Origin of the sequence: Collinsella sp. AM44-11 (genome assembly GCF_003467145.1) — a bacterium.
Taxonomy (GTDB): Bacteria; Actinomycetota; Coriobacteriia; order Coriobacteriales; family Coriobacteriaceae; genus Collinsella.
The window spans coordinates 18,183-43,966 of sequence record NZ_QSFE01000004.1; the positions used below are offsets into that span (position 1 = coordinate 18,183).

The 25,784-nt window shown below is 62.0% G+C and carries 29 protein-coding genes and 1 pseudogene; 2 read left to right on the forward strand and 28 right to left on the reverse strand.

Annotation, left to right across the window (positions count from 1 at the left end):
- Nucleotides 1-2 precede the first annotated feature (2 nt).
- Complete coding sequence (locus tag DW943_RS03540) at nucleotides 3-1,082, reverse strand: Gfo/Idh/MocA family protein (protein ID WP_117862207.1); 1,080 nt, start codon at nucleotides 1,080-1,082, stop codon at nucleotides 3-5.
- Nucleotides 1,083-1,714: 632 nt separating this feature from the next.
- Between DW943_RS03540 and DW943_RS03545 the strand changes: the two genes are divergently transcribed.
- Entirely contained in the window at nucleotides 1,715-1,951 is a 237-nt protein-coding gene (locus DW943_RS03545) for a DegV family protein (RefSeq protein WP_117817123.1), read from the forward strand.
- A 116-nt stretch (nucleotides 1,952-2,067) separates the two neighbouring features.
- Here DW943_RS03545 and DW943_RS03550 read toward each other — a convergent pair whose 3' ends face one another.
- The 8 genes from DW943_RS03550 to DW943_RS03585 form a co-directional block, all read right to left on the reverse strand.
- Nucleotides 2,068-2,952 (reverse strand): ROK family protein, encoded by an 885-nt coding sequence (locus tag DW943_RS03550; protein ID WP_197032763.1) that lies wholly within the window; start codon nucleotides 2,950-2,952, stop codon nucleotides 2,068-2,070.
- 79 nt (nucleotides 2,953-3,031) lie between these two features.
- Nucleotides 3,032-4,156, reverse strand: coding sequence for a glycoside hydrolase family 172 protein (locus DW943_RS03555; protein WP_172676343.1), 1,125 nt, complete (start codon nucleotides 4,154-4,156; stop codon nucleotides 3,032-3,034).
- Between the two features lie 12 nt (nucleotides 4,157-4,168).
- On the reverse strand, nucleotides 4,169-4,567 hold the full coding sequence (locus DW943_RS03560; protein ID WP_089572475.1) for a PTS sugar transporter subunit IIA: 399 nt from the start codon (nucleotides 4,565-4,567) through the stop codon (nucleotides 4,169-4,171).
- A 26-nt stretch (nucleotides 4,568-4,593) separates the two neighbouring features.
- Nucleotides 4,594-5,427 carry a PTS system mannose/fructose/sorbose family transporter subunit IID gene (locus tag DW943_RS03565; protein WP_089572476.1) on the reverse strand — a complete coding sequence of 278 codons (834 nt, stop codon included), beginning with the start codon at nucleotides 5,425-5,427 and terminating at the stop codon, nucleotides 4,594-4,596.
- A gap of 2 nt (nucleotides 5,428-5,429) precedes the next feature.
- Complete coding sequence (locus DW943_RS03570) at nucleotides 5,430-6,215, reverse strand: PTS sugar transporter subunit IIC (RefSeq protein ID WP_089572477.1); 786 nt, start codon at nucleotides 6,213-6,215, stop codon at nucleotides 5,430-5,432.
- 9 nt (nucleotides 6,216-6,224) lie between these two features.
- The gene (locus DW943_RS03575) at nucleotides 6,225-6,698 is read right to left on the reverse strand and encodes a PTS sugar transporter subunit IIB (RefSeq protein WP_089572478.1); all 474 of its coding nucleotides are present in this window, start codon (nucleotides 6,696-6,698) and stop codon (nucleotides 6,225-6,227) included.
- 123 nt (nucleotides 6,699-6,821) lie between these two features.
- Nucleotides 6,822-9,563: a PRD domain-containing protein gene (locus DW943_RS03580; protein ID WP_117862209.1), complete on the reverse strand. Its 2,742-nt coding sequence runs from the start codon at nucleotides 9,561-9,563 to the stop codon at nucleotides 6,822-6,824.
- 227 nt (nucleotides 9,564-9,790) lie between these two features.
- A complete protein-coding gene (locus DW943_RS03585; protein WP_233543590.1) occupies nucleotides 9,791-10,135 on the reverse strand; it encodes a 5'-methylthioadenosine/S-adenosylhomocysteine nucleosidase in 345 nt (114 codons plus the stop codon).
- Nucleotides 10,136-10,464: 329 nt separating this feature from the next.
- Here DW943_RS03585 and DW943_RS10650 point away from each other — a divergent pair, with 329 nt between their 5' ends.
- Nucleotides 10,465-10,566 carry an IS3 family transposase gene (locus tag DW943_RS10650; RefSeq protein WP_231501554.1) on the forward strand — a complete coding sequence of 34 codons (102 nt, stop codon included), beginning with the start codon at nucleotides 10,465-10,467 and terminating at the stop codon, nucleotides 10,564-10,566.
- Nucleotides 10,567-11,333: 767 nt separating this feature from the next.
- Here the strand turns inward: DW943_RS10650 and rplX are convergent.
- The 19 genes and pseudogenes from rplX to DW943_RS03690 form a co-directional block, all read right to left on the reverse strand.
- Entirely contained in the window at nucleotides 11,334-11,639 is a 306-nt protein-coding gene (rplX, locus tag DW943_RS03595; RefSeq protein ID WP_006235043.1) for a 50S ribosomal protein L24, read from the reverse strand.
- 13 nt (nucleotides 11,640-11,652) lie between these two features.
- Nucleotides 11,653-12,021: a 50S ribosomal protein L14 gene (gene rplN, locus DW943_RS03600; protein ID WP_006235041.1), complete on the reverse strand. Its 369-nt coding sequence runs from the start codon at nucleotides 12,019-12,021 to the stop codon at nucleotides 11,653-11,655.
- 118 nt (nucleotides 12,022-12,139) lie between these two features.
- Entirely contained in the window at nucleotides 12,140-12,400 is a 261-nt protein-coding gene (gene rpsQ, locus DW943_RS03605) for a 30S ribosomal protein S17 (protein ID WP_006235040.1), read from the reverse strand.
- Between the two features lie 16 nt (nucleotides 12,401-12,416).
- Nucleotides 12,417-12,632, reverse strand: coding sequence for a 50S ribosomal protein L29 (rpmC, locus tag DW943_RS03610; protein WP_006235039.1), 216 nt, complete (start codon nucleotides 12,630-12,632; stop codon nucleotides 12,417-12,419).
- A 107-nt stretch (nucleotides 12,633-12,739) separates the two neighbouring features.
- Nucleotides 12,740-13,135 (reverse strand): annotated as a pseudogene (rplP, locus tag DW943_RS03615) (50S ribosomal protein L16); the annotation flags it as partial.
- Nucleotides 13,135-13,845 carry a 30S ribosomal protein S3 gene (rpsC, locus tag DW943_RS03620; protein ID WP_006235037.1) on the reverse strand — a complete coding sequence of 237 codons (711 nt, stop codon included), beginning with the start codon at nucleotides 13,843-13,845 and terminating at the stop codon, nucleotides 13,135-13,137. The gene rpsC and the pseudogene rplP, both read right to left, overlap by 1 nt.
- A 6-nt stretch (nucleotides 13,846-13,851) precedes the next feature.
- Entirely contained in the window at nucleotides 13,852-14,223 is a 372-nt protein-coding gene (gene rplV / locus DW943_RS03625) for a 50S ribosomal protein L22 (protein ID WP_006235036.1), read from the reverse strand.
- A 14-nt stretch (nucleotides 14,224-14,237) separates the two neighbouring features.
- The gene (gene rpsS / locus DW943_RS03630; RefSeq protein ID WP_006235035.1) at nucleotides 14,238-14,498 is read right to left on the reverse strand and encodes a 30S ribosomal protein S19; all 261 of its coding nucleotides are present in this window, start codon (nucleotides 14,496-14,498) and stop codon (nucleotides 14,238-14,240) included.
- A gap of 32 nt (nucleotides 14,499-14,530) precedes the next feature.
- Complete coding sequence (rplB, locus tag DW943_RS03635) at nucleotides 14,531-15,361, reverse strand: 50S ribosomal protein L2 (RefSeq protein WP_055250219.1); 831 nt, start codon at nucleotides 15,359-15,361, stop codon at nucleotides 14,531-14,533.
- Nucleotides 15,362-15,540: 179 nt separating this feature from the next.
- A complete protein-coding gene (gene rplW, locus DW943_RS03640) occupies nucleotides 15,541-15,828 on the reverse strand; it encodes a 50S ribosomal protein L23 (RefSeq protein WP_022094197.1) in 288 nt (95 codons plus the stop codon).
- Nucleotides 15,829-16,455, reverse strand: coding sequence for a 50S ribosomal protein L4 (gene rplD / locus DW943_RS03645; protein ID WP_006235032.1), 627 nt, complete (start codon nucleotides 16,453-16,455; stop codon nucleotides 15,829-15,831). It abuts the gene before it with no gap.
- A 46-nt stretch (nucleotides 16,456-16,501) separates the two neighbouring features.
- A complete protein-coding gene (gene rplC, locus DW943_RS03650; RefSeq protein ID WP_035137484.1) occupies nucleotides 16,502-17,122 on the reverse strand; it encodes a 50S ribosomal protein L3 in 621 nt (206 codons plus the stop codon).
- A gap of 599 nt (nucleotides 17,123-17,721) precedes the next feature.
- Nucleotides 17,722-18,519, reverse strand: coding sequence for a sulfite exporter TauE/SafE family protein (locus DW943_RS03655; protein WP_117647575.1), 798 nt, complete (start codon nucleotides 18,517-18,519; stop codon nucleotides 17,722-17,724).
- 501 nt (nucleotides 18,520-19,020) lie between these two features.
- Nucleotides 19,021-19,632 carry a hypothetical protein gene (locus DW943_RS03665; protein WP_117862210.1) on the reverse strand — a complete coding sequence of 204 codons (612 nt, stop codon included), beginning with the start codon at nucleotides 19,630-19,632 and terminating at the stop codon, nucleotides 19,021-19,023.
- A gap of 15 nt (nucleotides 19,633-19,647) precedes the next feature.
- Nucleotides 19,648-21,132: an arylsulfatase gene (locus DW943_RS03670; protein WP_117862211.1), complete on the reverse strand. Its 1,485-nt coding sequence runs from the start codon at nucleotides 21,130-21,132 to the stop codon at nucleotides 19,648-19,650.
- Nucleotides 21,133-21,233: 101 nt separating this feature from the next.
- Nucleotides 21,234-22,334 (reverse strand): radical SAM/SPASM domain-containing protein, encoded by a 1,101-nt coding sequence (locus DW943_RS03675; RefSeq protein WP_117862212.1) that lies wholly within the window; start codon nucleotides 22,332-22,334, stop codon nucleotides 21,234-21,236.
- Nucleotides 22,335-22,437: 103 nt separating this feature from the next.
- The gene (locus tag DW943_RS03680) at nucleotides 22,438-23,934 is read right to left on the reverse strand and encodes a sulfatase (protein ID WP_117647582.1); all 1,497 of its coding nucleotides are present in this window, start codon (nucleotides 23,932-23,934) and stop codon (nucleotides 22,438-22,440) included.
- Nucleotides 23,935-24,103: 169 nt separating this feature from the next.
- Nucleotides 24,104-24,934: a PTS system mannose/fructose/sorbose family transporter subunit IID gene (locus DW943_RS03685; protein ID WP_117862213.1), complete on the reverse strand. Its 831-nt coding sequence runs from the start codon at nucleotides 24,932-24,934 to the stop codon at nucleotides 24,104-24,106.
- Nucleotides 24,934-25,743, reverse strand: a complete 810-nt coding sequence (locus DW943_RS03690; RefSeq protein WP_117647586.1) for a PTS sugar transporter subunit IIC — start codon at nucleotides 25,741-25,743, stop codon at nucleotides 24,934-24,936. The genes DW943_RS03685 and DW943_RS03690 overlap by 1 nt, the downstream gene beginning before the upstream one ends.
- Between the last annotated feature and the right edge of the window lie 41 nt (nucleotides 25,744-25,784).

Sequence of the window (25,784 nt, forward strand, 5' to 3'; positions counted from 1 at the left end):
GCTTACTCCTCCTCGGGGTACACGACTCCCCAATCGGCGCGAAGCTTGGTCATAAGCTCCATAACATCAGAAGCATAATCCAGAAGCTCGCGCTTGGAGTCGTCGCCGGCAACGGCCTTCTCAAGATCGGCCATCTCATAACACAGGGCGTAAGCCTCGGTGCCTGCGTGGACCTCCTCGCGGTGGCCGTCCGCAGTCCACACGATGGTCGCGTGATCGGCACGCGGATATTCGTTGACCTCGATGTAGCACTTGTCAAAGCTGATGACCGAGCGCTTGGGCTGCTTGGAGTGAAGCGTAAGGCTCACGACGCCCAGCTGCTGCTCGGCATTGCGGCAGACGATGCCGCCCGCAACATCGACTCCAGTCTCGCAGGTGTTGCCTAGAGACACGACCTCGGCGGGCTGGCTCGCCATAAACAGGCGCATGACGGACAGGGCATACACGCCAATGTCGAGCATGGCACCGCCAGCAAGGTTGCGGTTGTAGAAGCGATTGGTCAGATCGCCGTACTCCTTGTAGCTACCAAAGTTGAGCTGGGCGAGGTTCATGCGACCAAACTCGCCGGCATCCATGCGACGGCGCAGCTCTTGATACAAGGGCATATGAAGCACCGTGGTGGCGTCCATAAGGACCACGTTGTGCTCGTCGGCGATGGCACGCGCCTCGTCGAGCTCAGCGGAATTGAGGGTAATGGCTTTCTCGCAGAGCACGTGCTTGCCGGCGGCCAGCGCGTCACGCAGATAGGTGATATGCGTGTTGTGCGGCGTGGTGATATAGACGGCGTCGATGCCCGGATCGGCGTAGAGGTCCTCAACCGATTCATAGACCTTCTCGATGCCATACTGCTCGGCAAAAGCCTGAGCCTTGGACAGCGTACGGTTGGCGACGCCCGCAAGCTTGCGGCCGGCAAGAGCGAGAGACTGGGCCATCTGGTTGGCGATAACGCCGCACCCGATCACAGCCCAACGAAGCTCGGGAGCCGTAAAGATATCATCGGGGAATGGCTTGTCCTGGACCGAAGCGAACGCTGCTTTTGCGGCTGCCGCGGAGTCGAGTGGAGCCTGCTTGGAATCTACCATATGTGCCTCCTGTGTCATAGAACGTCTTGCATTTCGGATAGCTCTATATTCGCACAAACACGCGCGCCTGTGCGTGTTTGTGCGTATCTCACCGCTAAACGGTCATTTTTGTCCCGTAAACGGCGCATCTATACGCATATTCACGCAATCCCACGCACGCAAATACGCACAAATGCGAACCGGTCATTGCTCAGAGACAGGGGCTTATGCTTAGAACTCAAAAGACAGGATGATCCGCTTCGCCTCGTCGCTCATGGCGCGCTGCAGCTCTAAGGATCGTCCCAAACTGCCGACAGAAAAGGAACGTTCCAAACTGCAGACAGAAAAAGAACGTCCCCAGGCGCCGGCATTTCAAGAGCACTCATTTAAGACTGTCCCCAATGAGTGGGAGCAATCAGAGACTCTTTGCGAGGGAGGCCGGACGTGGCCTTCCTCGTTTTTATTCATGGACTTTAGTCCGTGCCGCGCGGCACGCGCGGCATAGAAAGCCACCCGCTCAGCGGGTGGAGGCCAATTTCCGCTACGCGACAAAAACCTTCCCCCTAGCATGAGGATTGTTCAGGTCATCATACTAGGGGGAAGGTGATTGCTGTGGCCCAGAAAGCCAACAGCCTCGCGCACACGAAATGGCTGTGCAAGTACCGCATCGCACCGAGGCCAAGCTCATCGCCGCCATCGTCGAGAAGCACCCCGAGGTGCGCTTTGCCGCGAGCCGCACCTCGGCCCACGCCGACCTCTACGACCGCATGGAGCAGGCCCTGTGCGAGCGCGTGGCCAACGCGGTGGATGTCGTCCGCTCCGACATCAGCCCCGCGCTTCTTGTCCACACCGGTCCAAACCTCGTGGGTGTGGCGGTCCAGGGACTCTAGTGGAGGCGGGGCGTCCTGCCCCAAAAACAAATGCAAAAGACGAGCACTTCTTGCCGCTCAATTGGCGAGAAGCGCTCGTCTTTTCTTAACGCGTTGTATGGCGGAGAGAGCGCAAGTTACGCGAGCGCCCTTCTTGCCAGCTCGGCCGCGCCGAGGATTCCTTGGTCGCCGCCGCAGCCCGGGGCGCAGATGTAGCTCTCCATGTCCTTAAGCTCGGCGGTCTGGATGTAGCCACCCAGATATTCGAGGGTCTTCTTGCGGACGATGCCGTAGAGCTGCTCCTGGTGCATCACGCCGCCGCCGAGGACGATGCGGCGAGGCGAGTACATGAGCACGAGGTTCGCGCACATCTGCCCCAGATAATCCCCCTCGAGCGCCCACACCTCATCGTTGTCCGCGAGCTCGGCCGCGGGCTTTCCCCAGCGCGCGGCGATGGCGGGGCCGGAGGCGAGCCCCTCGAGACAGCTCGCGTGGCTCGGGCAGACGCAGCGTCCCTCCTCGGTGGGACGGGTCCTTACCAGCATGTGACCGGCCTCGGGGTGCAGCATGCCGTGAAGGAGTCTGCCCGCGCACATGACGCCCGCGCCCACGCCGGTGCCGATGGTCACGTAGACGGCGTCCTCGAGCCCCTTGCAGCAGCCGAAGACCACTTCGCCGAGGCAGGCAACGTTCACGTCCGTGTCGTAGGCCACCGGAATCCCGAGGGCGTCGGCGAACGCGGCGCGAAGACCATGGCCTCGCCACGCGAGCTTGGGCGTCTGGAGGATGGAGCCGTAGCGCTCGTCGTTGGGGTCGACGCAGGTCGGGCCGAAGGCGCCGATGCCCAACGCGTCCACATCGCGGGCGGTGAACCACTCGATCATCTGCGGGACGGTCTTGGCGGGCGTAAGCGTCGGGGTCTCCATACGGTCGAGGACCTCGCCGTCGCCGGACACCACGGCACAGACCATCTTGGTCCCGCCGGCTTCGAGGGCGCCGAGCCTCATTTGCTTTTCGCTCATGTGATCCTCCTTACAAAGGGACGCCCGCAGTCATGGTCAACCGCGGGCGCCCATAACGTTGGCTTGTTTCGAGGCGACCCTACCTGGGCACGCGGTCCTGCCTTGCGGCAAACGGGGCGAGCACGGCGTGCGGCTCGCTTTGGTACCAGTAGGCGACGGTGGAGATGTCGTCCTCGCGCTCGTAGAGCTTGATGTCGTCGTTGCCGAGGTCCTGGAACGTCACGCGCAGGTCCTCCTTGAACGAGATCGGGTCGGGAAGGTGCCACCTGTAGAGGCCGTGCCTGGGCAGCGCGTCGTCGTTAGTCGCGAGCATCGGATTCGGGTTCGGCTTGCCCGCGCTGAAGCGGTCGCGCGTGGCGTCGCGCGTCGAGCGGTACGGGTAGCCGGCGAACAGCGTGTTGAAGCACTGCGCCTCGGGCAGCGCGTGGGGCGGCCTGTCGAGGAAGGCCCAGGCACCGCCGAAGTAGTCCTCGGCTCCCGTCGAGGTGACCGTGGGGAACTCCTCGTCGCCGTCGAGGAAGAACTTCATCTCGCCCTCGCCCCACCAATAGCGCTCCAGGGCGCACAGGGCCATGTAGGTGCCGACGTAGTAGCCCTTGCCGCGCACGCCGTCGAGCACGGTGTAGTCGACGCCCCTGCGGGTGCTGCGCTCGCGGTTAAAGCGGGCGTGGAAGTACATGGCGTCGTCCGGCACGTCGGTGAGCGCGTAGTTGAACGTGTAGAAGATGTACTTAATGAACCCGGGGTGCTCGCTCGTAAGCGTGACCTTGGCGTGCTTCCTGAAGGGCATCTCGAAGTAGCAGTTCATGCCGCCCGTCGGGTTCACGCAGATGGGCATCGAGTTGACGATGGCGCGCTCACCGAAGCCGTTGCAGAAGAAGTCGCCGACAGGGCACTCGACCGAGGGGGTCTCCTCGTCGTCCCAGTAGAAGCGCAGCACGAGGTCACGCATGACGAAGCTGCCGGCGGCGGTCTTGTCGGGGACGGTCATCCAGATGTGGCGGATGATGCCGGGGCCCTCGATGTCCGCGAGCGTGATGGTCTCGCCGGACTCAAGGGGCACGCAGCACGAGCCCTTGCGGCCGACGCCGAGGTGGCTGGCCGACATGGCGGCGCGGCCCTTCTCGCCCGTGATGTTCTCGGGGGTGATGGCGCGGCTTTCCTCACCGCCGTGCATCCACACGTCCTTAAGGAACTCTCTCATCGTCGACCTCCTCTATTCGTCGTCGTCGCACTCGGCGGAACTGGCACCGTTCACGTAGATGATCTGCTGGCGCGCCTCGTTGACGAGGGCGTCGAAGTCGAGTTTCTCGTCGGGGCGCGCGAGCGCGACCGTCATGGCGAGCGGGAGGTTGACACCCGCGATCACGTGGATCCGGTCGGAGGCGAAGCGGGAAAAGCGCTGGTTCACGCTGCCGCCGTACGCGTCGGTGAGGACGACGACCTCGTCAGTGCCCGAAAGAGCCGCCTCGACCGCCGCGTCGAGCCCCTCGCCGTTGTCGTTCACGTAGGCGCACACGGCGTTGACGGCGTCGCCCTTACCCGTAAGGAACTCGAGGGTGTCCTTGAAGCCCTGGGCGAGAAGGGAATGGCTCGCCACAACTATCTTTCTCATTGATTCACCAATCTCTTGGGTCGAAGCTAGGCGAGGATGCCGGCGGCGGAGGCGACCATCGCGAGGACGATCACCACGAGGATGAGGGCCGTCATGCTCGCGTTCTTCTTGGTAAGAAGGTAATACGCGCTTCCCGTGATGGCGGCGGGGATCATGGCAGGCAGGATCTTGTCGAGCAGCGGCTGAATCTCCATCGCGACGTCGCCGAAGCTGAAGCTAATCGGGCAGGTGACGCCGATGACCGAGGCGATGAGGCAGCCGACCACGGTGAGGCCGAGCACGGAGGCGGCGGCAGTGAGGTTGGGAAGCTTCTCGCTGAAGTCGGTGACGAGCTTCACGCCCTGCTTGTAGCCGAACTCGAGGGCGTGCATGCGGACCCAGAAGATGGCCAGGATGAGCGCGAACCAGATGCCGGCTCCCACGGGGTTGCCCTCGATGGCCATGTAAGCGGCGATGGAGCCCATGATGGTCGGGATCATGGTCATGAGCAGGGAGTCGCCGACGCCGGCGAGCGGTCCCATGGTGCCGATCTTCAGGTCTTGGACGGCGTCCGCCGCCGCTAGGCCGTCGCGCTCCTCCATGGCCACGCAGGCGCCAAGGATGATGGCGGCGAGCCAAGGCTGGGTGTTGTAGTAGCGGAAGTGGTTGTTGAGCGCTTGCTTATAGTCCTCGTCGTTCGTGTAGATCTTCCTCAGGACCGGCGAGAGGGCGTAGGCGACTGAGGCGCCCTGCTGGGTCTGGTAGTTGAAGGTGCACACGCTCATGAGCCAGCGCCAGTTCGCGTTGCGCAGGTCCTTCTTGGTGACCTTGTAGCCGGAGGGCTTGCCCTCGGCGACGGCGGTGATGTTCTCGTTTTCCATGGTTACTCATCCTCTCCGATGAAGGCGTCTGCGGAAGCGTGGGCGGCGAGCTCGGTGTCCCTCTCGGCACGCTGGTAGAACGCAATCGCGAGGGCAACGCCGACGATGGCGGCGCCGATGATGGGCACGTTCAGGAAGGCCGAGAGGAAGAAGCCGGCGAGCAGGTACTGGAAGTACTTGGCGGTTGGCATGTAGCGGAGCAGCATGGCGATACCGACGGCCGGGAGCATCTTGCCGGCGAGGGTGAGGCCGGAGAGGAACCACTGGGGCATGACCTCGAGGAGCCAGTTGACGGCGGGCTGGCCGAGCGTCACGGAGACAAAGACGGGCAGGGCGGCGCACAGGCCGAAGAGCGCGGGGCAGACCCACAGGATGGCGTTCATCTGATTGAACTTACCCTCGTTGCAGAACTTCTGGGACTTCTCGACGACAAAGCCGTTGAGGATCTTGGCGACGACGTCGAGCTGGATGCCGAGCATGCCGACCGGCAGGCCGATGGCGAGGCCCGTGTCGGAGCCCAGGGTCACGCCGTAGGCGGTGGCGATGATGGCCATCGTGCCGTAGTCGGGAATGGAGGAGCCGCCGAAGCCCGCGACGCCGAGCTGCATGAGCTGAATGGTGCCGCCGATGACAAGGCCGGTCTTCCAGTCGCCCATGACGACTCCGGTGATGAGGCCCCAGAAAACGGCGTAATTGACGAAGATCATCGGGATGCCGTAGTAGTCCACGTGCTTGATGAAGGCCAGCAGGGTCAAAAGGACGACCTGCAAGATAGTGAAGTTGACCATATTTCCCCCTTAGATGAGGTCTGCGACGGAGACGGGCTTGTCGGCGGGCACGAACTGGGCCGTCACCTTGACGCCACGGGCGATGAGCGCCTTGTAGCTCTGGACGTTCTCGGCGGAGGCGTAGGCGCGCTGGGTGAGCTGGATGCCGTCCTCCTTGACGAGCGAGCCGCCGACGACCAGCGACGGGAGCTCGACGCCCGACTCGACCAGGCGAAGCATCGTCTCGGGCTCCTTGGCGATGACGAAGACCTTCTCGCGGTCGTACTTGCCCGCGGCGAAGTTCTTGAGCGCGGTCTGCTCGGAGATGATCGAAACGGCCATGCCCGCGGGGCGCGCCATCCTCATGGTGGACTTCAGGACCTCGTCGCCGGCGACCTTGTCGTCGATGACCATGACTCGGGTCGCGCCCGACACCGGGGCCCACTGCGTCACGATGATGCCGTGAAGCAGGCGATTGTCGATTCGTGCCATAACAACACTCATGTTTGCTCCTATCAAATGAAGTTTTACGTTCGGTACTGCCTCGGCGCTATCCGGATTCGCGCCGGGCAAGGGGTTATCGGATTATTGAGGACGCGCGGTCAGCTTGCGGCGGCGCGGGGAAGGTCACTCGTCGAGCAGGAGGTCCGAGGAGCCGAGGCGCTCTTCTCGCGCCGGGGCGGCGCTCACGCTTATGTAGTCGAAGACATATGCGATCTCGCTTACGGGAACCTCTACGCGATAGCGCGTCGAGATGCTCGAGAAGCTCTGCCTGAAGGACTCGATGAAATCGGCGCGTTCCTCCTCGAAGCGGTCCTGGCCAACGTAGGTCTCAATGGGGTTTCTGGTAACAAGGCGCTCGACGAGACAGCAGAGGTGAACGTAGAGCCCAATGATGGCGTTGCTGCCGATCTTCTCGCCTGTCCTGCGCTGAAGCTCGTGCACGGCGCTCTCGATCTCATGGAATAGCCGCTCCGGGTCGAGGATGGTGATGGAGCGGATGACGTTCTGCAGCGTCATGTTCGAGAGCAGCTTCTCGTGGAAAGAAGAGAGCTCGGAAGCGTCAAGCCACCTGCCGAACACGACATCAACCTTAGAGGCGGACGCCGTCGACATGATGTCCTCGAGGGCGACGAAGGGGACGGAGGCGACCCCGGGGTCTCCCGTGCCGATGACGGCGCAGACGCGGTGCTCGGAGAAAACGGCGTCGTTCGACCCGTTCGCGACGAGCTGCTTGAAGGGCCTCGTGAGCAGGCGCGCGCCTATGGTGCGCGGGAGGCTCTGCGAGACGAGCTGGCGTATCCTCTCCGCGGCGTCGACCCCGGACTCGGAGCAGAAGACGATGGCGTCCTCACGGTTGACGCGCTCGATCACCTTGCAGTGCGTCACGCACGCGGCGGTCGCATCGCCAAGAACCTCGGCGATGGACTTGCCGCCGAGCAGCCCGACCCCGATCTCGAGCGCAAGACCGGTAGAGACGTTGTTCACCACGCCGATAGTGGAGTCGGTAACGTTCTCGAGGGCCTTATAGGCCTCCTCCAAGGAGCCCATGTCGACGAGGAACACGACCCCGGTGCAGTAGGAATGGCGGTCGACGAGGCGCTGGAGCGGACCGACGATGTCCTTCAGCTGCTGGTCGTAGGGCATGTCGACAGCCTCGTACACATGCATGCCGAGCATACGGTTCGCCGCGTCGGCGATGCTCGTCGCCGTTGAGTAGCCGTGGGACAGGATGACGCAGAGCGTCCGAAGGGCCTTCGCATCGCGAGACTCCGATGCGACGCACAGCGTCAGAAGCGTCTTCGTGAAGTGATCGAGCGAGATTCCCAGCGCCCCTTCCACGTCTGCGGCGACCTGATCGGAGACACTCGAGGCAAACGGCAATTCGGAGGTCACGGCACCGAGGAGATGGGAGATTTGCTCCGCACAGGCAGACTTTCGCTTAGCCAGGCCGATACCCGGCCACAACTGCAGGCAAATCTCCTGGGCCAGTAGAAAAGCGACCTTCCTCGAAAGCTCGATGCCATAAGAAGAGCCTGCGTCGGCAAGGACCGCGCCCACGACGCGCTCGAAGGCGCGCGACCTCGAGGAGGCGACGCCGTGGTCGAAGATCAAGTGATCCTCAACGCCGCGCACAGCGGAGACAGCTTGCGAGACAAGCTCGGAGACAGAGAGCTCCCCGGCGCAGAATCGCTCATCGAGGGAGCACAGGGCATCGAGCGCCTGCTCGACCGGCCCTGTGCTCTCGGCGGCATCCAGAGACGCGTCGATCAGAACGCCATCGTCGGGCTGTTGATCGATCTGCGCGGAGGAGAGGAGCCCGCTGGGAAGAAGATACGGGCGAACGACGACGTAGTCGCCCTCGCGATTGAGGAACGCTTTGGCGCAGCAGTTCGTCACGCAGGCGCGCAAGCCGGCGATGTTATCGGAAAAGTCCGCGTTCACGAGGCAACGGTATGCGCCGCGGCTGATCCTCATATCAGAACCGATTCGGCACCCCTCGCTGCGCAGGAAGCTCAAGATGAGATCCTCGCGCTCCTCGGGGGTCCGCTCCTTGAGTGAGGGGACGCGGGCACAGATGGGCATTTTGCTGTAGGCCGAGGAAACCTTCAGGTCATCGGCGGATAGCGTCGTCGAAAGAACGAGGCGAGCGCGCGGCGCATCCTGGGAGGCATCGAGCCCGAGGGCCGTCGCAAGGCAGTGCTCCATCGCAGAGGGAGAGAGTGCCTCGATGCCGTTGACAAAGACCACACCCCCGCGCGCATTCGCGATCGACTCGTCAAGAAGCCCGTTGAACGAGGCGGCGTCCGGGACCCCGGCGCAGTCGATGCGCACATAGGAGGAGTCGCGGGACAGCAAGCCCTGGTTCTTGCCGTACTCGTACACAAGGCGAGAAAGGAAAGACTTACCGACACCCACGCCGCCGCTCAAGAGGATGGGCAGGCCAAACGGAGGGTACTGAACCGCAGCCTTGCACTGCTCGACAACGGAGCTGAGGCTCATGTCGAAGCCCACGGCACGCGCGAAGTCGCGGTGATCGGCGATTCCCGTCGCCTGGATGAGGTCGGCGAGCGAGGCGTACTCGCTTGCAGAGAGCTTTACCTGAAAACGCTTCTGGAACGCGCGGCGATGAAAATAACGGACAGGCCTGCCCGCCACCTTAACCACAAGACCGGCGCGAACAAGGTCGTTGAGGTACTGGCTCGCCAGGCTCCTGGAGATGATGAGTGTCTCGGCGATGTCGGAGGTGGACAGACGGGCAAGGTCGTCGAGCGAGACGGCAGAGGTGAGGGCCTCGAGATGCTCGAGAATCCTGTCCCTCATGTCGACGGGTTTCTTTGCCAAGCTGTCCTGTGTGGTCTTGTCCATGACTTCTTACCTCCTCGTACAAGGAGTATAAGGGGAGAACAGAGAACGGAAGGGGGCGCGTGGGGGAATCAACAGCTCCGAGGAAAAGTCCACCACTTGAGGGGCAGAAAACAACGGCCATTGAACATTCAGGGCCGACGCTCAACACTTCGGCTCGACACTTCGCTTTGGAAAGGGCCCCGGCGCGCCGGGGTCCCAACATAAAGAAGGGCCCCGGCGCGCAGGGCCTAAAGCTTAACCATGCGCGCGGCGATGCGGGCGCAGTCGCAGGCGGCCTTCTTCTCGAAGGTGTTGTAGTCGACGACCCGGCCCTCGGCGCAGGGCTTGTCGCTGATGGCGCGCACGACGACGAGGGGCACGCCGTTGAGATAGGCGGCCTGCGCGATGGTGCAGCCCTCCATCTCGCAGCACAGGTCGCCGAAGATCGCGAGGATTCGCTCCTTCTGTTCCGCGGGCGAGACAAACTGGTCGCCGGAGACGACGCGGCCCTTGAGGACCTTAATGTCGGGGGCGACGGCGGCCGCGGCGGCGCACGCCGCCAGCAAGGGCCGGAGCGGATCGCGCAAGATCAAGGCGTCGCCCGGGAGGTCGGGCGTTACCGTCAGCCGGCGCCGCGTCTGCCGCATCATGAGGGAGAACGGCCTGGCCGGCGCATACGGCAGGAAAAGGTTCAAGGTGCACCCCGGGGCGATCAACGAGGCCGACGTGTCGAACGTCGTCGCGCGCGGCTTCGGCGGCAGGGCGCCGTACACCCATATATGCAGCGACTTGGCCTGCGTGCGCGTCGGGGCGTCGTGGAACTACGTCTGCCTGCTCGTCGACCTCTGCAACGGGGAAATCGTCGGCCACTCCGAAGGATCGAGGAGGGACGCGCGAGCTCCGAGCCAAGCTCTTGGATTACGTGCACTGGTACAACAACTTCAGGATCCACTCGACGCTGGGCTACATGTCGCCGGTCGAGTTCAGGGAGGCGGGGCCGTCCCTCCCGGAATCGTCCAAATAAGTGTTGCCAATCCATAGCCAATCCAGCCATCATCTTCGCGAAGGCGGACGTCAGGAAAAGCTCGGCTTGAGCTCGGTCGGACGCGGTCTGTGGGGCATCATTCAGGCTCAGGGGGTCTCCTTGTCTTCTTCGGTCGCAACCTGAATGATAGGGACGGCCCCTTCTCTCTTTCCCCTTCGTTTTCGACGCGTCACCCTCTCGGCGGGCTTAAGGCCCGCGCTCGCGGGTGCAGGGGCTACGCCCAAACCCCAAAAACGTAACGCCGTGCTCGAAGCGTTTCCGGACGTCAGCGTAATCTCAAATCCCGTTCGTCAACTCATGGGCAAGCCACCTGAGACTACTCATTTCTCCTACTGGCAATGAAGACCTGCGACCTGCAGTTTTGCAAACTGCTTGAAAGCCACCTGCGTTGATTCACTTCCTATTGCAGCTGGCGGCTTGCACGCGAAAAGGCATTTAAGTTTCAAAACGGGCGTTTTCGGCGCTATCGAGCCTCCAAAGGCATCCCGTCGCGCCCTTTGGGACAAAAACAAAAACTCAAAGCCCTGAGTTCGAAAATAGTTTTTGGAGTTGTCCCGACTTTTGTCCCCGAAGCCGACGAAACGCGACAGGGTGTCACCTGGCGGCACTCGATTCGAGACGGCACCGAAAACTGGATGCAACCGGAATGACAGGACGGCAGAACCGAAGCCATCGAGTGGGGATAGAAAAAGGCCCGGGTGCCGTGGCATCCGGGCCTTTGCTAGCAACTTGATGTTGCGGGCAGCTTAGAACTTGTGGCCGCACTTCTTGCAGACGCGCAGCTTGTTCTTGCCGTCCTTCTCGTGACCGACGCGGGTAACCTTACCGCACTCGGGGCAGACGAGATTGACGTTGGAGGCGTCGATGGGAGCCTCCTGCGAAACGATGCCGCCCTGCTGGTTGGCAGCGTTGGGCTTGACGGCCTTCTTGACGACCGAAACGCCCTCGACAACGACCTTGTTCTCGGCGGGGAGAGCACGCAGGACAACGCCCTGCTTGCCGCGATCCTTACCAGAGAGAACCTGGACCTTATCGCCCTTCTTGATATACATATATCTCCCCTAACTACAGGGTCTCGGGAGCGAGCGAGACGATCTTCATGTACTTCTTGTCACGAAGCTCGCGAGCGACGGGCCCGAAGATACGGGTGCCGACGGGCGAACCATCGTTGTTGATGACAACGCAGGCGTTCTCATCAAAGCGAATGTAGGAGCCATCCTTGCGGCGGATCTCCTTAACGGTGCGAACGACGACGCAACGGACAACGTCCTTCTTCTTGACGTTGGCGCCAGGGGTAGCCTCCTGGACAGCACCGATGAACACATCGCCGATGCCTGCATAACGACGCTTGGAACCGCCAAGCACCTTGATGCAGCGAATCTTGCGAGCGCCGGAGTTGTCGGCGACGTTCAGCATGGTTTGCATCTGAATCATGGTAGATGTTCCTCCGAACTAAGAACCGAAGAGAGGTGCGCAGCCTTTATACGGCCCGTGGTATGCAAGCCAGGCATACGCACATCTTCGGAAACGTACAAGTCGTAAGAGCGACTGCTTATTTAGCGCGCTCGACGACCTCGATGAGGCGCCAACGCTTCATCTTGGACATAGGACGGGTCTCCATAACGCGGACGGTGTCGCCCACGCCAGCCGTGCACTCCTCGTCGTGAGCGTGCAGCTTCTTGGAGCTGGTCATCATCTTGCCGTACTTGGGGTGACGCTTGCGCTCGGTGATGGTGACAACAATGGTCTTGGCACCGGAGACGGAGGTAACGACACCCGTACGGACCTTACGCGAGTTACGCGAATCAGTCATGTTCTCTCCTTAGGTCCTACTCGGCGACAGCGGACTTCTCCGCTGCGATCTCGCGGGCGCGCTGCTCCGTGAGGACGCGAGCGATGTCCTTCTTCACGGTGTTGACGCGAGCGGTGTTGTCCAGCTGGCTGGTGGCCATCTGGAAACGAAGGTTAAAGAGCTCGGCGCGCATTTCCTTCAGCTTCTCAACGAGCTGAGCGTCCGAGAGCTCACGAATCTCTGCGGGCTTCATTAGTTCTCCTCCTTGGCGGCGGCGGCGTCCTCAGCAGCCCACTTGGCCTCGAGAGCGGCCTCCTCAGCCATCTCCTTCTCGATGCGCTGCTCAGCGTTCTTGGCAGCAACAATCTTGGTCTTGATGGGAAGCTTGTGCTGTGCAAGACGCAGAGCCTCGCGAGCGACCTCCTCGGGCACGCCCTTGACCTCGAACATGATGCGGCCGGGCTTGACGACGGCCACCCACTCCTCGGGGTTACCCTTACCAGAACCCATGCGAGTCTCGGCAGGCTTCTTGGTGATGGGCTTATCGGGGAAGATCGTGATGTAGACACGACCGCCACGCTTCATGTAGCGGGTCATGGCAATACGAGCGGCCTCGATCTGACGGTTGGTGATCCAATGGGCCTCGAGAGCCTGGATACCAAACTCGCCGAAATGCAGCTCGGTATTACCCTTGGCCTGGCCCTTCATGGAGCCACGCTGCACCTTGCGGTGAAGAATACGCTTAGGGGCAAGCACTACTGACCCCTCCTCTCGGAGTTACGACGACGAGGACGGGAAGAGCCCTCGAGTGCAGGGTTGGGAACAGGCTGGCCCGGGAGCTTCTCGCCCAGGTAGATCCAGACCTTCACGCCGCAAGCGCCCATGGTGGTGCTGGCGACAGCCGTGCCGTAGTCGATCTTGGCACGGAGGGTATGCAGAGGCACGCGACCCTCGCGGTACCACTCACGACGGCCCATCTCGGCACCGCCGAGACGACCGGAGCACTGGATACGGATGCCCTTAGCGCCGGCCTTGCGGGCAGACTGGACAGCCTTGCGCATAGCGCGACGGAAGGCAACGCGGCCCTCGAGCTGCTCGGCGATAGACTGAGCAACGAGGTTGGCGTCGAGCTCGGGGCGCTTAATCTCGACAACGTCGACGGAGAGCTGGCCCTTGGAGACGCCAGCGACCTTCTCGAGCTCGGTGCGGAGGGTATCGATCTCGGCACCCTTCTTACCGATGACAACGCCGGGGCGAGCGGTGAGGATGATGACCTTCACCTTGTCGCCAGCGCGCTCGATCTCGACGCGGGAGACAGCTGCGCGGGAAAGACGCTTCTCGAGGTACTTGCGGATCTCGAGATCGTTACCGAGGGTCTTAGCGTAATCCTTCTCTGCGAACCAGCGGGAGCGCCAGTTCTCGGTGATGCCAAGACGGAAGCCGGTGGGGTAGACTTTCTGACCCATACAGCTTTACGCCTCCTTTCGAGGAGCAACGACGACGGTGATGTGGGAAGTACGCTTCAGAATGCGAGAAGCGGAACCCTTGGCGCGGGGACGGATGCGCTTAAGCGTCGGACCCTCGTCAACATAGGCAGCGGCGACAACCAGGTTGTCGGCACGCAGACCGTTGTTGTTCTCGGCGTTCGCAACGGCGGAACGGAGAACCTTCTCGACATCCACGGCGACGGCGCGGTCGCAGAAGTGGAGGATGTCGAAGGCCTGAGCGACAGGCTTGCGGCGGATCAGATCGACCACCAGGCGGGCCTTGCTGGGGGAAACACGCACGTACTTAGCGACGGCGCGAACCTCGGTGGCCTCAGTTTCAATAGACTTAGTTGCCATTTACGGTTAACCCCCTATTTGGCCTTGTGGCCACGGAACGTACGAGTCGGCGCGAACTCGCCGAGCTTGTGACCAACCATGGACTCGGTAACATACACGGGCACATGCTTGCGGCCGTCGTGGACGGCGATGGTATGACCAACCATCTCGGGGAAGATGGTAGACGCGCGGGACCAGGTCTTCACGACGTCCTTCTTGCCAGCCTCGTTCATCGCGGTGATACGCGAGAGAAGGCGAGTCTCCACGAACGGGCCCTTTTTGAGACTTCTGCTCATAAGTGCTTTCTCCTAAAACTCGGTATCCGAAATTACTTCTTACGGCGACGAATGATGTGCTGGTTCGAGACCTTCTTCTTCTTGCGCGTACGAAGGCCCTTCGTCGGCTTACCCCAGGGGGTAACAGAGGGACGACCAGAGGTGTGGTTCTTGCCCTCGCCACCGCCGTGCGGGTGGTCGACAGGGTTCATGACGGTACCGCGGACGGTCGGGCGCACGTTCATGTGACGCTTGCGGCCGGCCTTGCCGATGACGATGTTGGCGTGATCGGCGTTGCCGACCTCACCGACGGTGGCGCGGCAGGTAACGAGGATGCGGCGCATCTCGGAGGAAGGCATACGGACGATAGCGTACTTGCCCTCCTTACCCATCAGCTGGCAGGAGTTACCGGCGGAACGGGCGATAGCGGCGCCCTTGCCCGGCTGGAACTCGACGGCGTGGATGAGCGTACCGACGGGGATGTCGGCGAGGGGCAGAGCGTTGCCCGGCTTGATGTCGGCGTCAGAACCGGACATGATGGTCTGACCGACCTCGAGGCCCTTGGGGGCCAGGATGTAGCGCTTCTCACCGTCAGCGTAGTGCAGCAGAGCGATGCGAGCGGAACGGTTCGGATCGTACTCGATCGTGGCAACCTTGGCGGGCACGCCGTCCTTGTTGCGCTTGAAGTCGATCACGCGGTAACGACGCTTCACGCCGCCGCCCTGGTGGCGGGTGGTGATGCGGCCGTTGTTGTTACGACCGGCCTTCTTGGGCAGGGGCTCGAGAAGAGACTTCTCGGGCTTGGTGCAGGTGATCTCGGAGAAATCGGAGATCGTCTGCCAACGCCTACCAGCGGAGGTCGGCTTAAGGTGCTTTACAGCCATTACAATCCCTTTCAATAGGAATCCGTTAGCCATCGCAGACAGGGATTCGAGGTTCTGCCTCGGGTGCGATGACACCGGACGTATACACGGTTCCGGGCGTGTCCATTTAATACGCCCAAAACCTTGAGCTCTCGCCTCCCCTATTTGGGAGGCATGAGCTCACTCAACAGCAGCGAGTCTTAGGCCTGGTTGCCAAAGACCTCGATGGTGTCGCCCTCGGCCAGCGTGACGATGGCCTTCTTCCAAGAACGGGTCTTGCCGGCGACATAGCGCACGCGCTTGGTCTTGGGCTTGACCGTCAGGGTGTTCACGCGAACGACCTTGACGCCGAAGATCTCCTCGACAGCGTCCTTGATCTGATACTTGTTAGCATCCTTGGCGACCTCGAACGTGTACTTGTTCAGCTCCATGCCGGAGAAGGAACGCTCGGACACGATCGGACGGATGATGATCTCGTGGGCGGTCATTTATGCAAGCACCTCCCCGAAGTGAGCGGCGATGTCGGCGGGCATCAGCACAGCGTTGTTGTTGACGAGATCGTAGGTGTTGGCCTCGTCAGCGGTGATGATGAACGTCTTGGGAATGTTGCGGAACGACAGGTAGGCGTTGACGTCCTCATCGCGAACGATGATGGTCAGACGCTTGCCCTCAAGGCCGAGAGCCTTGAGCATGGCGACGGCAGCCTTGGTGGAAGGCTTCTCGAAGCCGTAGTCGTCGACGAGCACGAGCTCGCCATCGGCCAGCTTGGCGGACAGCGCGGAGCGCATAGCCAGCTTGACCTCCTTGTTGTTCATACGCTTAGCGTAGGAACGGGGCTTGGGGGCGAAGACAACGCCACCGTGACGCCACTGGGCAGCACGGATGGAACCCTGGCGGGCACGGCCAGTGCCCTTCTGACGCCAAGGCTTCTTGCCGCCACCGGAAACCTCAGAGCGGCCCTTAGCAGACTGGGTGCCCTGACGCCAAGAGGCCATCTGGCACTTGACGATGTGGTGCATAACGTGGATGTTCGGCTCGATGCCGTACACCTCAGCGGCGAGCTCGGCCTCGGCGACCTTCTTGCCCTCGCTGTTCTTTACTTCAAACTTTGCCATTTAAGTGTTCTCCTTGGTATGACGCTGGGCTAAATGGGCTGGGCCCTTAGGCCATACGGATGGCGACGAGACCATTCTTGGCACCCGGGACAGCGCCCTTGACCAAGATGAGGTTCTGCTCGGCATCGATGCGGACAACGGAAAGGTTCTTGACGGTAACGCGCTCGTTACCCATGTGACCGGCCATCTTGACGCCCTTGAGGACGCGCGCAGGATAGGCGCACTGACCGATAGAACCGGGGTGACGCTGGAAGTGAGAACCATGCGTCATAGGACCGCGGCGCTGACCCCAGCGCTTGATGCGACCCTGGAAGCCCTTACCCTTGGAGGTACCGATGACGTCGACCTTCTCGACATCAGCGAAATCAGCGACGGTGACGACCTCGCCGACCTTGTGCTCCTCGCCGTTCTCGACGCGGACCTCACGAAGGAAGCGGACAGGCTCGACGCCAGCCTTGGCGAAGTGACCAGCCATGGGCTTGTTCACGTTCTTGGCCTTGATGTCGCCGAAACCGATCTGGACGGCGTCATAGCCGTCGGTTGCCTGAGTTTTAACCTGCGAGACAGCGCAGGGGCCAGCCTGGATGACCGTGACGGGAACGACGTTATCGTCCTCGTCCCAAACCTGGGTCATGCCAATCTTGCGGCCGAGAATCATGCTGATCAAGATATGATCCCAACTCTCGCGTGGTCTTGGGACAATGCGTACACCACCGAGCGTACGCCCCTAGAGGACCACTACTTACACGACGTGCTCCCCAGCCTTGTATTGCGTCCGGACTACCTGACAACCCTATTAAGCAGGCATTTTGTCCAGCCAGAATACTCCCCTGGTTTCACACAGCTGTTTAGTATACACGGCTGCGGGCGTATCCATCGAGATTCATATTTCACTCACATTGTTTACGCAGGTAAAGTGCGCGGAGTCGCCTGGGGCCGGCAGAGCGGCGGCGAAATATATTAAGGTTGCTGCTCTGCCGGGCTTGGGAGACGACACGTTGACGCCTGCTTAACTCTGCTCGCTCAGGCTAAAGACTTTGTTGGGGATCCACTATTTGTTGGAGGGTGAATTTGCTTTGAAGCGGTTTGCCTTCCGCCTGTGGCTTTTTTGAATTGGCGGCTGACGCTGCCGCGACTTATTGCCAAGAGGACTTCAACACCATCGGCGCTCATGAGACGAGCGGGACACGGCGACCTCCTCAAGGCAGAAGAGGAAGGCCCGCGCTCCAGCTCCATTATCGCGGCATCCCGTTTCGGGGCGAAGAACTAGAGCACCGAGAACCGGATGAAATTGTACGTGCAGATCACGATGATGAGCACGAGGGCGAACACGTAGAGCTTATCGACCGCCGCCGAGTCCATCCGGCGCAGCAGGCGGCGCCCCACGACCGACCCAAGCACCGCCATCGCCGCCATGCCCAGCAGGACCACGGGGAGGAACGCGGGCACGCTGCCCGTGGCCAGCGTGTAGATGAGGCTCGCCGTCTGCGAGAACGCGATGATGAACAGCGACGCCTGCGCGGCGGGCTTGCTCTCCATGGCGAAGAAGAAGACGAGGATGGCCAGGTTGAAGGGGCCGCCGCCGATGCCGAGGAAGGACCAGCACGCCCCGGCGCAGAACCCTATGAGCGCCTGCGCCCACGCATTCTCGAGCTTGAGGCCCTTGATGCGCGCCTTGTTGAGCGTGTAGGCCAGCACGAGGACGGCGAGCACGATGAGCACGGCGGCCTGGACCGCGCCGACGAGCTCGGCGTCGGGGAACACGGACCCCAGCCGGTTGAACAACATCTTGCCGATCACGCCGCCCACCGCGGAGCTGACGGCGATGGGCGACATCGCCCGCGCGTCGATATCAGACTGCCCGCTCGCCGCGTTCTGCGCGAGCGTGGAGAGCGACATGATGAGCACCGACATGCTCGAGAGGAAGCTCACCGTGCTCACGCTCATGACGTTCATCGCGTCGACCACGGGCTTGATGATCACGCCGCCGCCGATGCCACAGAGCGGCCCCAGAAGCGACGCCAGGAAGCATACCGCGAAGACCAAGATGTATTGAGGACCCATCCGAACAAGCTCCTATCGATCGAGCAACACCCTATGCAACGAATTGCAAGCGTTCGTATCATTCAAAACCGCAGCGTATGGTTGTGGACTTTTACATATCTCGAACGCTGCTGCGCGATATGTCCCTATTTACGCCGCTCATGCGGAGCACCGTTGCGCCAAGGGCTAGGCGTCCCCGCCAATCTGCCTGCCGAGTCCATCAATGGCCCGCGCACCGTCTCGACACGCCGCTAGTAGTTAGCGAAGTAATCCTGGTTGAAGATGCACGCGTAGACGACGTCGAGCAGCAGCGCGGTGGAAACGCTCATGGCGAAGTGCCCGATGTTGTCCTCGCGGTGCATCCGGACAGGAAGTTGATGGTCGCCACGTCGGCGACACCCACGGCGTCCATCACGGGCTTAATGATGATGCCCCGCCGACACCGCAGATGGCACTGATGGTAGAGGCGAAAAACGCAATGGCGAATACGATTGCTAGCATATGAAGCGCCTAGACTCTTCCCTACTTGTCAGGCATGGCTGCTGCGAGCGTCCGCTCAGCGCGCTCGCAATAGGACGCGGCGCGCCCCTCGTCACCCTTGTTCTCGTACTGAACCGAGAGCATCTGGCAGAGCAGGGCCTCTTCCATGCCAGCCGCCTCCGACAACGCGCGCTCCATCTCGTCGATATAGGCATACGAGCCCTTGAGGAAGACGTCATAGGTGCGACGGTCGGCACGCGCAGCCTCGCGATCACCGTGCTCCTCGAGGTAGGAGAGCACCTCGCGTGCGTGGGGCTCATCCCCGATCTCCACGTAGAAGGAGAACGCCTTTGCCGCCAGCGCGAGTGCCTGCTCCTCGCTCATCTTGAGCGAACCCATCTCGCGGATGATGCGCTCGGATGCCTCGACGTCATCCATGGCAAGAGCTGCGTTCAAGCGCATGAAAAGCACGTTGTACTTGGGGTACAGCACGCTAGTGAGCGGGCGGTTCAGGACCTTGAGGTAGTTGTTGAGGTCGCCCTCGCGCAGGTACGCCTCGAGCTTGGCGAAGGTTGTGCGCTTTTGGACCTCCATGTAAATGGTGAACCCGACCGCAACCACTACGACCACAATGCCGATCGTCTTCATATCCATGGATAGGCCTTTCTCTTAACGTTGGAGGCGCGAGGGCCGGGGGCGCTCAAGCATAACGGCGGGCGCACGTCCCGCCACCAACTCGCCGTCACGAACATATCCCTCTTCGCGACCAGCGAGCTCCTCAATCAGGCAGGCACGGAGCACGGCGATGCGCGCGGCGCGCTCCGGAGCGTCGATGAGGTCGTGCTCCTCACGCGGATCGGCGTCCAGGTCGAAATACTGCTCCACCCCGGTCCGTGTGAACCAGATGTACTTGTCATGCGGGGTCACGATCCACTGGTTGGACTGCTCGCGGCTGCCGCTGTGCTCGCCGTGCAGGTATGCACGGTTCAGCGGCGCGGCGCCGGTAAGCTCGCCCATGAGCGAGGCGCCCTCCACGCCCTCGGGCACGGGCAGGTCGCACGCCTCGAGGATGGTGGGCATAAGGTCCATGAGTTCCACCGTGCTCTCGCTCACGCCGCGAACGCGCTCGCCGCCCGGCACATCGACGTTTTTGCCCACGTGCACGATGAAGGGGATGCGCGCGGAGCCCTCGTAGGGCAACACCTTGCGAAAGAGACTGTGGTCAAAGAGCATCTCGCCGTGGTCGGAGCAGAACACGATCACGGTGTCGTGGTAGGTCTCGTCGTTCTCGAGCGCCGTGATGAGCCGGCCGATCTGGTGGTCCATATGTGTGATGCAGGCATAATAGCCCGCCATGGCCTCGCGGCGCAGCTCGGCGTCGCGGCAGCCGTGCACGCTGTCCAAGATCATGCCATCGCGCTCGGTGGCATCGGCGTCATCCCAATCGCCAGCGGCAGGCGCGCGCAGCTCCATGTCGCGGTACAGATCGAAGTAGGTCTGCGGCGCGTCGAAGGGCGGGTGGGGCCGCACGAAGCTCGTCATGAGGAAGAACGGGCGCGTGCGATCGCGGGTCTCCAAAAAGCGGATGGACTCGTCCACCACCCAGTTGGTGGGGTGCAGGCGCTCCTCGTAGGCCCAGGGATGGGTGATCCAGGAGTTGTTCTCAACGCCCGAACCGTTCACGTCGGCGAATTCGCCCAGTTCATTTTTGAGGAAGCGCATGTAGTCGTCGGAGACGTTCTGGTGCATCCAGTACGGCAGGTTCGCCTTGCGGTAGTGGCCGATGTAGCCGTCATGCAGGCGCATGTGCTCGAAGCCGCAGCCCAAACGCGGCGGATGCACGTGCATCTTGCCTACCACGGCGGTCTGGTAGCCGCCGTCGCGCATCTCCTGCGCGAGCATATGGTCGTACTCCCACGCGATACCGTCCTGGTAACCCACGCGGCCCGTGCCCGCGGGCGTCTTGCCGCAAAAGAGGGCGGCGCGCGCCGGGATGCAACTCGGGCAGGCGGAGTAGGCGTTCTCGAACAGCATGCCGTCGGCGGCGAGCGTGTCCAAGTAGGGCGTCTGCACGTCCGGATGGCCGTCGATACCCAGGCAGTCGCCGCGCATCTGGTCGCACATGATAAGGAGAACGTTGGGTTGCTGGGGCATAGGGAACTCCAAACTCACGGGAACGGGATGAAGATTGAGTGGTCAAGGCGGGAGGGGCGCAGAGCCCCACACAACTACGACGAGGCAGAACCCGGGCAGGATCAGCGCCGCGTGAACATGCGAGCCACGCGCTGCAGGCCGGGATAGGCGTACTCCAAAAACTCACGCAGCCCGCAGTAGCCCGCATCGTAATAGGCGATGTTCAGGCGCTTGCAGTTGCGATGGCAAATGCCCTCAAAGGGGCAATCGGCGCACCGCGCGCAATCGCGACGCGGCTCGTTCAAAAACATGCGCATGGTCTCACAGGTCGCCATTGCCTCAAGGGAATCGACGCGAATATCGCCCACGCGGTACTCATCCAGCGCATAGAAGTCGCACGGATACACCGAACCGTCGCTTTCCACCACGAACTGCGGAGCGCAGCGGCCGAGCATACCGCACTGCGACGGAAACTGCCCGAGCGCCATCTGCATGACGTTCTCGAACAGCCAGATGCTCACATAGCGCCCAGCACCGAGCTCGCGCCACCACAAGTCGAACAAGCGGCGGTAGAACGAGGAGAAGGCACGCGGGTCGAGCGAGAACGTGTCCCGCTCATCGTCGAGGCCCGGCAGGCACGGGATGAACTGGATATGGGTGATCTTCTCCTGCTTGATGAAGGAGAAGACGCGCTGTGGATGCGCCGCCATCTGCGAGGTGAGGACCGAGAGTATGTTGACGTCCACGCCGCGCTCGCGCAGCAGGCGAACGCCGCTCATGACGCGCGCGTACGTAGCGGCACCGTGCGCATCGGGACGCATCGAATCGTGCAGGTCGCGATAAGCGTCAACCGAGACTCCGATGAGGAACCCGTGCTCGCGGAAGAACTCGGTCCATTCCTCTTCGATCAGGTAGCCGTTGGTCTGCAACGCCCAGCTCACCCGCTGGTTCTCACGGCGCTCCTCCACCCGCGCGACGAACGAATGGAAGAAGTCAAGGCCGGCCAGGGTGGGCTCGCCGCCCTGGAAGGCGAAAGAAATGTGCGCATCACTCGCCACGGCGAGTGCACGGTCGATGATGGCACTTGCCACGTCTTCGCCCATGACGCGGGCGCTCCGCTCCTCGCGATGAGCAGCGACATCGCAGTAAAAGCAGTACCTGCACCGCATGTTGCAAGCACTCGATGCCGGTTTTATCAAAAAGCCAATATGCTTCGCGCACATGGCACATACCCCCCTTCGCACAGGCTAGCCCTCACTCATCGGGCCGGAAACCACCTCCTTACCCGAGGCGGCGCATCCGGCCCGCACAATCACCGCATGAATCTTAGGCCAAGCCCAGGCGCTCCTTTTGCTCGGCCGGGGACTCATGCTCCTCCAGGCCGCGCAGCAGCAGGTCAATCATGCGCTGTTCGGCGTGGTCGTCCTTGCCGGCGAGATTATTAACCTGGCCGTAGTCACTCTCAAGGTCGAACAGCATCGTCTGCTCGACCTCGGCGAGCGGCGTGGCTCCCTCGATCTGGGCCGGCTTCTTACAGGGGATCTTGAACAGCGGGTACTTGGTGCGTTTGAAGTAGCGGCCACACTCAATCTCCTCCGGGCAGTCCGAACCCATCTTTTTGCGGATGGTGTGCGGCAGTGCGGTGTACTCGAAGCACGGCTGGTTGCCGGCGACCGGCGCGCGGAAGTAGGTGTAGCGGCCGTCGGTGACGTTGACGGTCATGGCGTGCACGCCGTACAGGGCGTAGCCACGCGTGGGCGCGTCAGCATCCGTCATGAGCGGCACGAGGGAGGTGCCGCACACATCTGCGGGAATCTCGCAGCCGTGGGCCTCAAGCACCGTGGGCATGATGTCGATTGCCTGAGTGAGCTGGCGGGCATGCTCGCCGGCGCGGGCGTTACCCGGGAAGTGCACAATGAACGGCAGATGCGCGAGCTCGTTATACAGGTGCATGTAGTTTTTGCCCATGTAGTCGCGCTCGCCCAGGAAATAGCCGTGGTCGGTGGTGACCATGACCATGGTATCGTCCAGCATCCCGCGCTCCTCGAGCTTGTCGATGAGCCTACCAAACCAGCGGTCGGTCATGGTGACGAGGGCCTTGTAGCGGCGCTGCAGGTAGTCCTCCGCGCCCTTGTTGACGTCGGTGGCGGAGACGCGCTTGTACTCAGGAATCTCGAAGTAGTCGCGGTCGAGCTCGCCAGTGCCGCCGTACATCTCCATGTACTTGTCGGGCACATCGAAGGGCTCGTGCGGGTCGAAGGCCTCAACCATAAGGAAGAAGTCGTCGGCCCCAGCATTGCCGTCGATCCAGTCGCAGGCGGACTGGAAGGTCTTGGGGCTCGGCATGTCCTCTTCGTTGGGCCAGAGCTGACGGTTCTTCTGGTACTGCTCGCGCACGCGCCCGTAGAAGGTCTCGGGCATGTTATTCGGCTCATCGATGCGGCTGACCCACGGGTCGCCCTCCTGGCCGCGGTAGTAATCCCAGGTGTTGAACTCCTGGAGGTAGCCCTCGCCACCGGTGCGTAGGTAGTGGCAGTGGTCGGTGGTGATGTGGCAGAAGTTGCCGTTCGCGCGCAGGCAGGCCGGCAGCGTCACATCGAAGGGCTCGATGGGGCCCCAGGGGCGCTCGAGGAAGTTGTAGCGACCGGTGAGGATGTCGCGGCGGGCAGGCATGCAGGGAGCCGAGCCGATCCAGTGGTTGTCGAACACGCAGGAACGCTCGGCAAAGGCATCGAGATTGGGGGTCTGGACGTCGGTTGCGGGGTTGTAGCACGACAGGACGTCGCGACGCAGAGTATCCATGAGCACGAGGACGGTTCTCATTGGCATCCTTTCGATAGTTGGATTTGCCAGATGGCGATACGCCAAAGGCACATGGGCATAATGGAGCGCACCCCGATCGCGCACGATGGAGAGCACATGAGACAACGAGGCCCGCGCCCGGCATGCGGGGCGCGGGCATCAAACGATTTGCCTTTTGATAAGCTCGCGATTAGGCGAAGATCTTGAACGCCGGGAAGTAGAAACCGATAGCGGCGAACACAAGGGAGAACACAATCAGACCGATGATGATCTGGGCGGAGTTCTTGCCCTGGCCCTTCTTGAGCAGGCGATAGCAGATGAAAGTCAGAACGACAGGCAGCAGGAAGGGCAACACCTTATCGAGCTGGTCCTGGAGCACCAGCGGGTCACCCTCACCGAAGGCGAACTGCACGGCAAGCTTGAGCTTAACGGTCGTGGCGATCAGGCCGCCGGTGACCATGACGCCCAGCACGTTGGCGAGGTTGCCCAGACGGTCGAAGACCTGGACGCCCGCCTTCTCGACGAGCTCCATGCCCATCTCGTAACCCTTGTGCAGGCCGAAGTACTTCAGCGGCCAGTACAGCAGGTTGATGAGCAAGAACATCACGAGCGGACCCACAATGGAGCCGTTGTCGACGCACATAGATGCGCCGATGGAGCCGGCGATCGGGAACCAGGTGAGGTTCAGCAGGGAGTCACCAAGGCCGGCGAAGGGACCCATGAGGGAGGTCTTGATGCCGACGACGGTGTCCTTCTGATCCTCATCCGTGGTCTCCTCCAGGGCGGCGGTGATGCCAAGGATGAAGGGGATCGCGAGCGGGTGGGTGTTGAAGTACTCGAGGTGGCGCTTCATGGCGTTAACGCGCTCCTCCTTGGGGGCGTCCTTGTAGAGCTCCTCGAGGACAGGGGCAAAGCAGTAGGTCAGGGACAGCGACTGCATGCGCTCGTAGTTGTGCGCGAATTGGCAACCCTGGGTGCGCAGCAGGACCTTGTTCAGGGTGGAGTTGGAGATCTTACCCATTAGAGATCGTACTCCTCGTCATCATCGGAGCCGGCGGCAGAGGCGGCGGCAGGGGCGGGTTGATTCTTCTGGCCCTCGGTAATGACGTCCCACACGCCGGCGGCGGCGCAAGCGGCGAGCGCGATGCCCACGGTCGGGACGTTGAGGAAGGCGGCCATGATAAAGCCGAGCAGCAGGAAGATCCACATGTTCTTCTTCATCATCATGGTGAGGAGCATGGCCAGACCGACGGCGGGCATCATGCCACCGGCGGTGGAGAAGCCGGTGAGGACCCACGGAACCTGGTTCTGCAGGAAGGCCATGATGTCCTCGATCACGAAGGAGCCGATGCCCGTGGCGATGAAGACGGGAACGGCGCGGGTCAGGAAGAAGCACAGGGCGCCGGTCCAGAAGAACTTGTTGACGGCGTTGAACTTACCGGACTCGATGGCCTTGTCGGCACCGTGGACAAGCGAGACGTTAGTGGTCATGACCAAGATGTTCAGCTGCTGAACCAAGGTGGCGGTGGGGATGCCGATGGCGACTGCCAGGGCGATGGCGCTGGCGGTGTCGGTGGAACCCATGATGCCCAGGGCGGCACCGACGATGGTGCCGGAGATGACATCCGGCGGAACATAAGCGCCGATGTTGTTGACGCCGAGCCACATGAGCTCCATGGTCGCGCCGATCATGATGGCGGTCGTCATGTCACCGAGGATGATGCCGACGCCGACGGATGCCAGCAGGGGCTTGCGGAAGCCCAGGTGGGGACCGAACTGGTCCCAAGTGCACAGACCCGCCCAGATGGCGAGCAGAAGTGCCTGAAGCATAAGCCTCTCCTTCCCTATTCGCCCATCGTTCCCTCCGATGG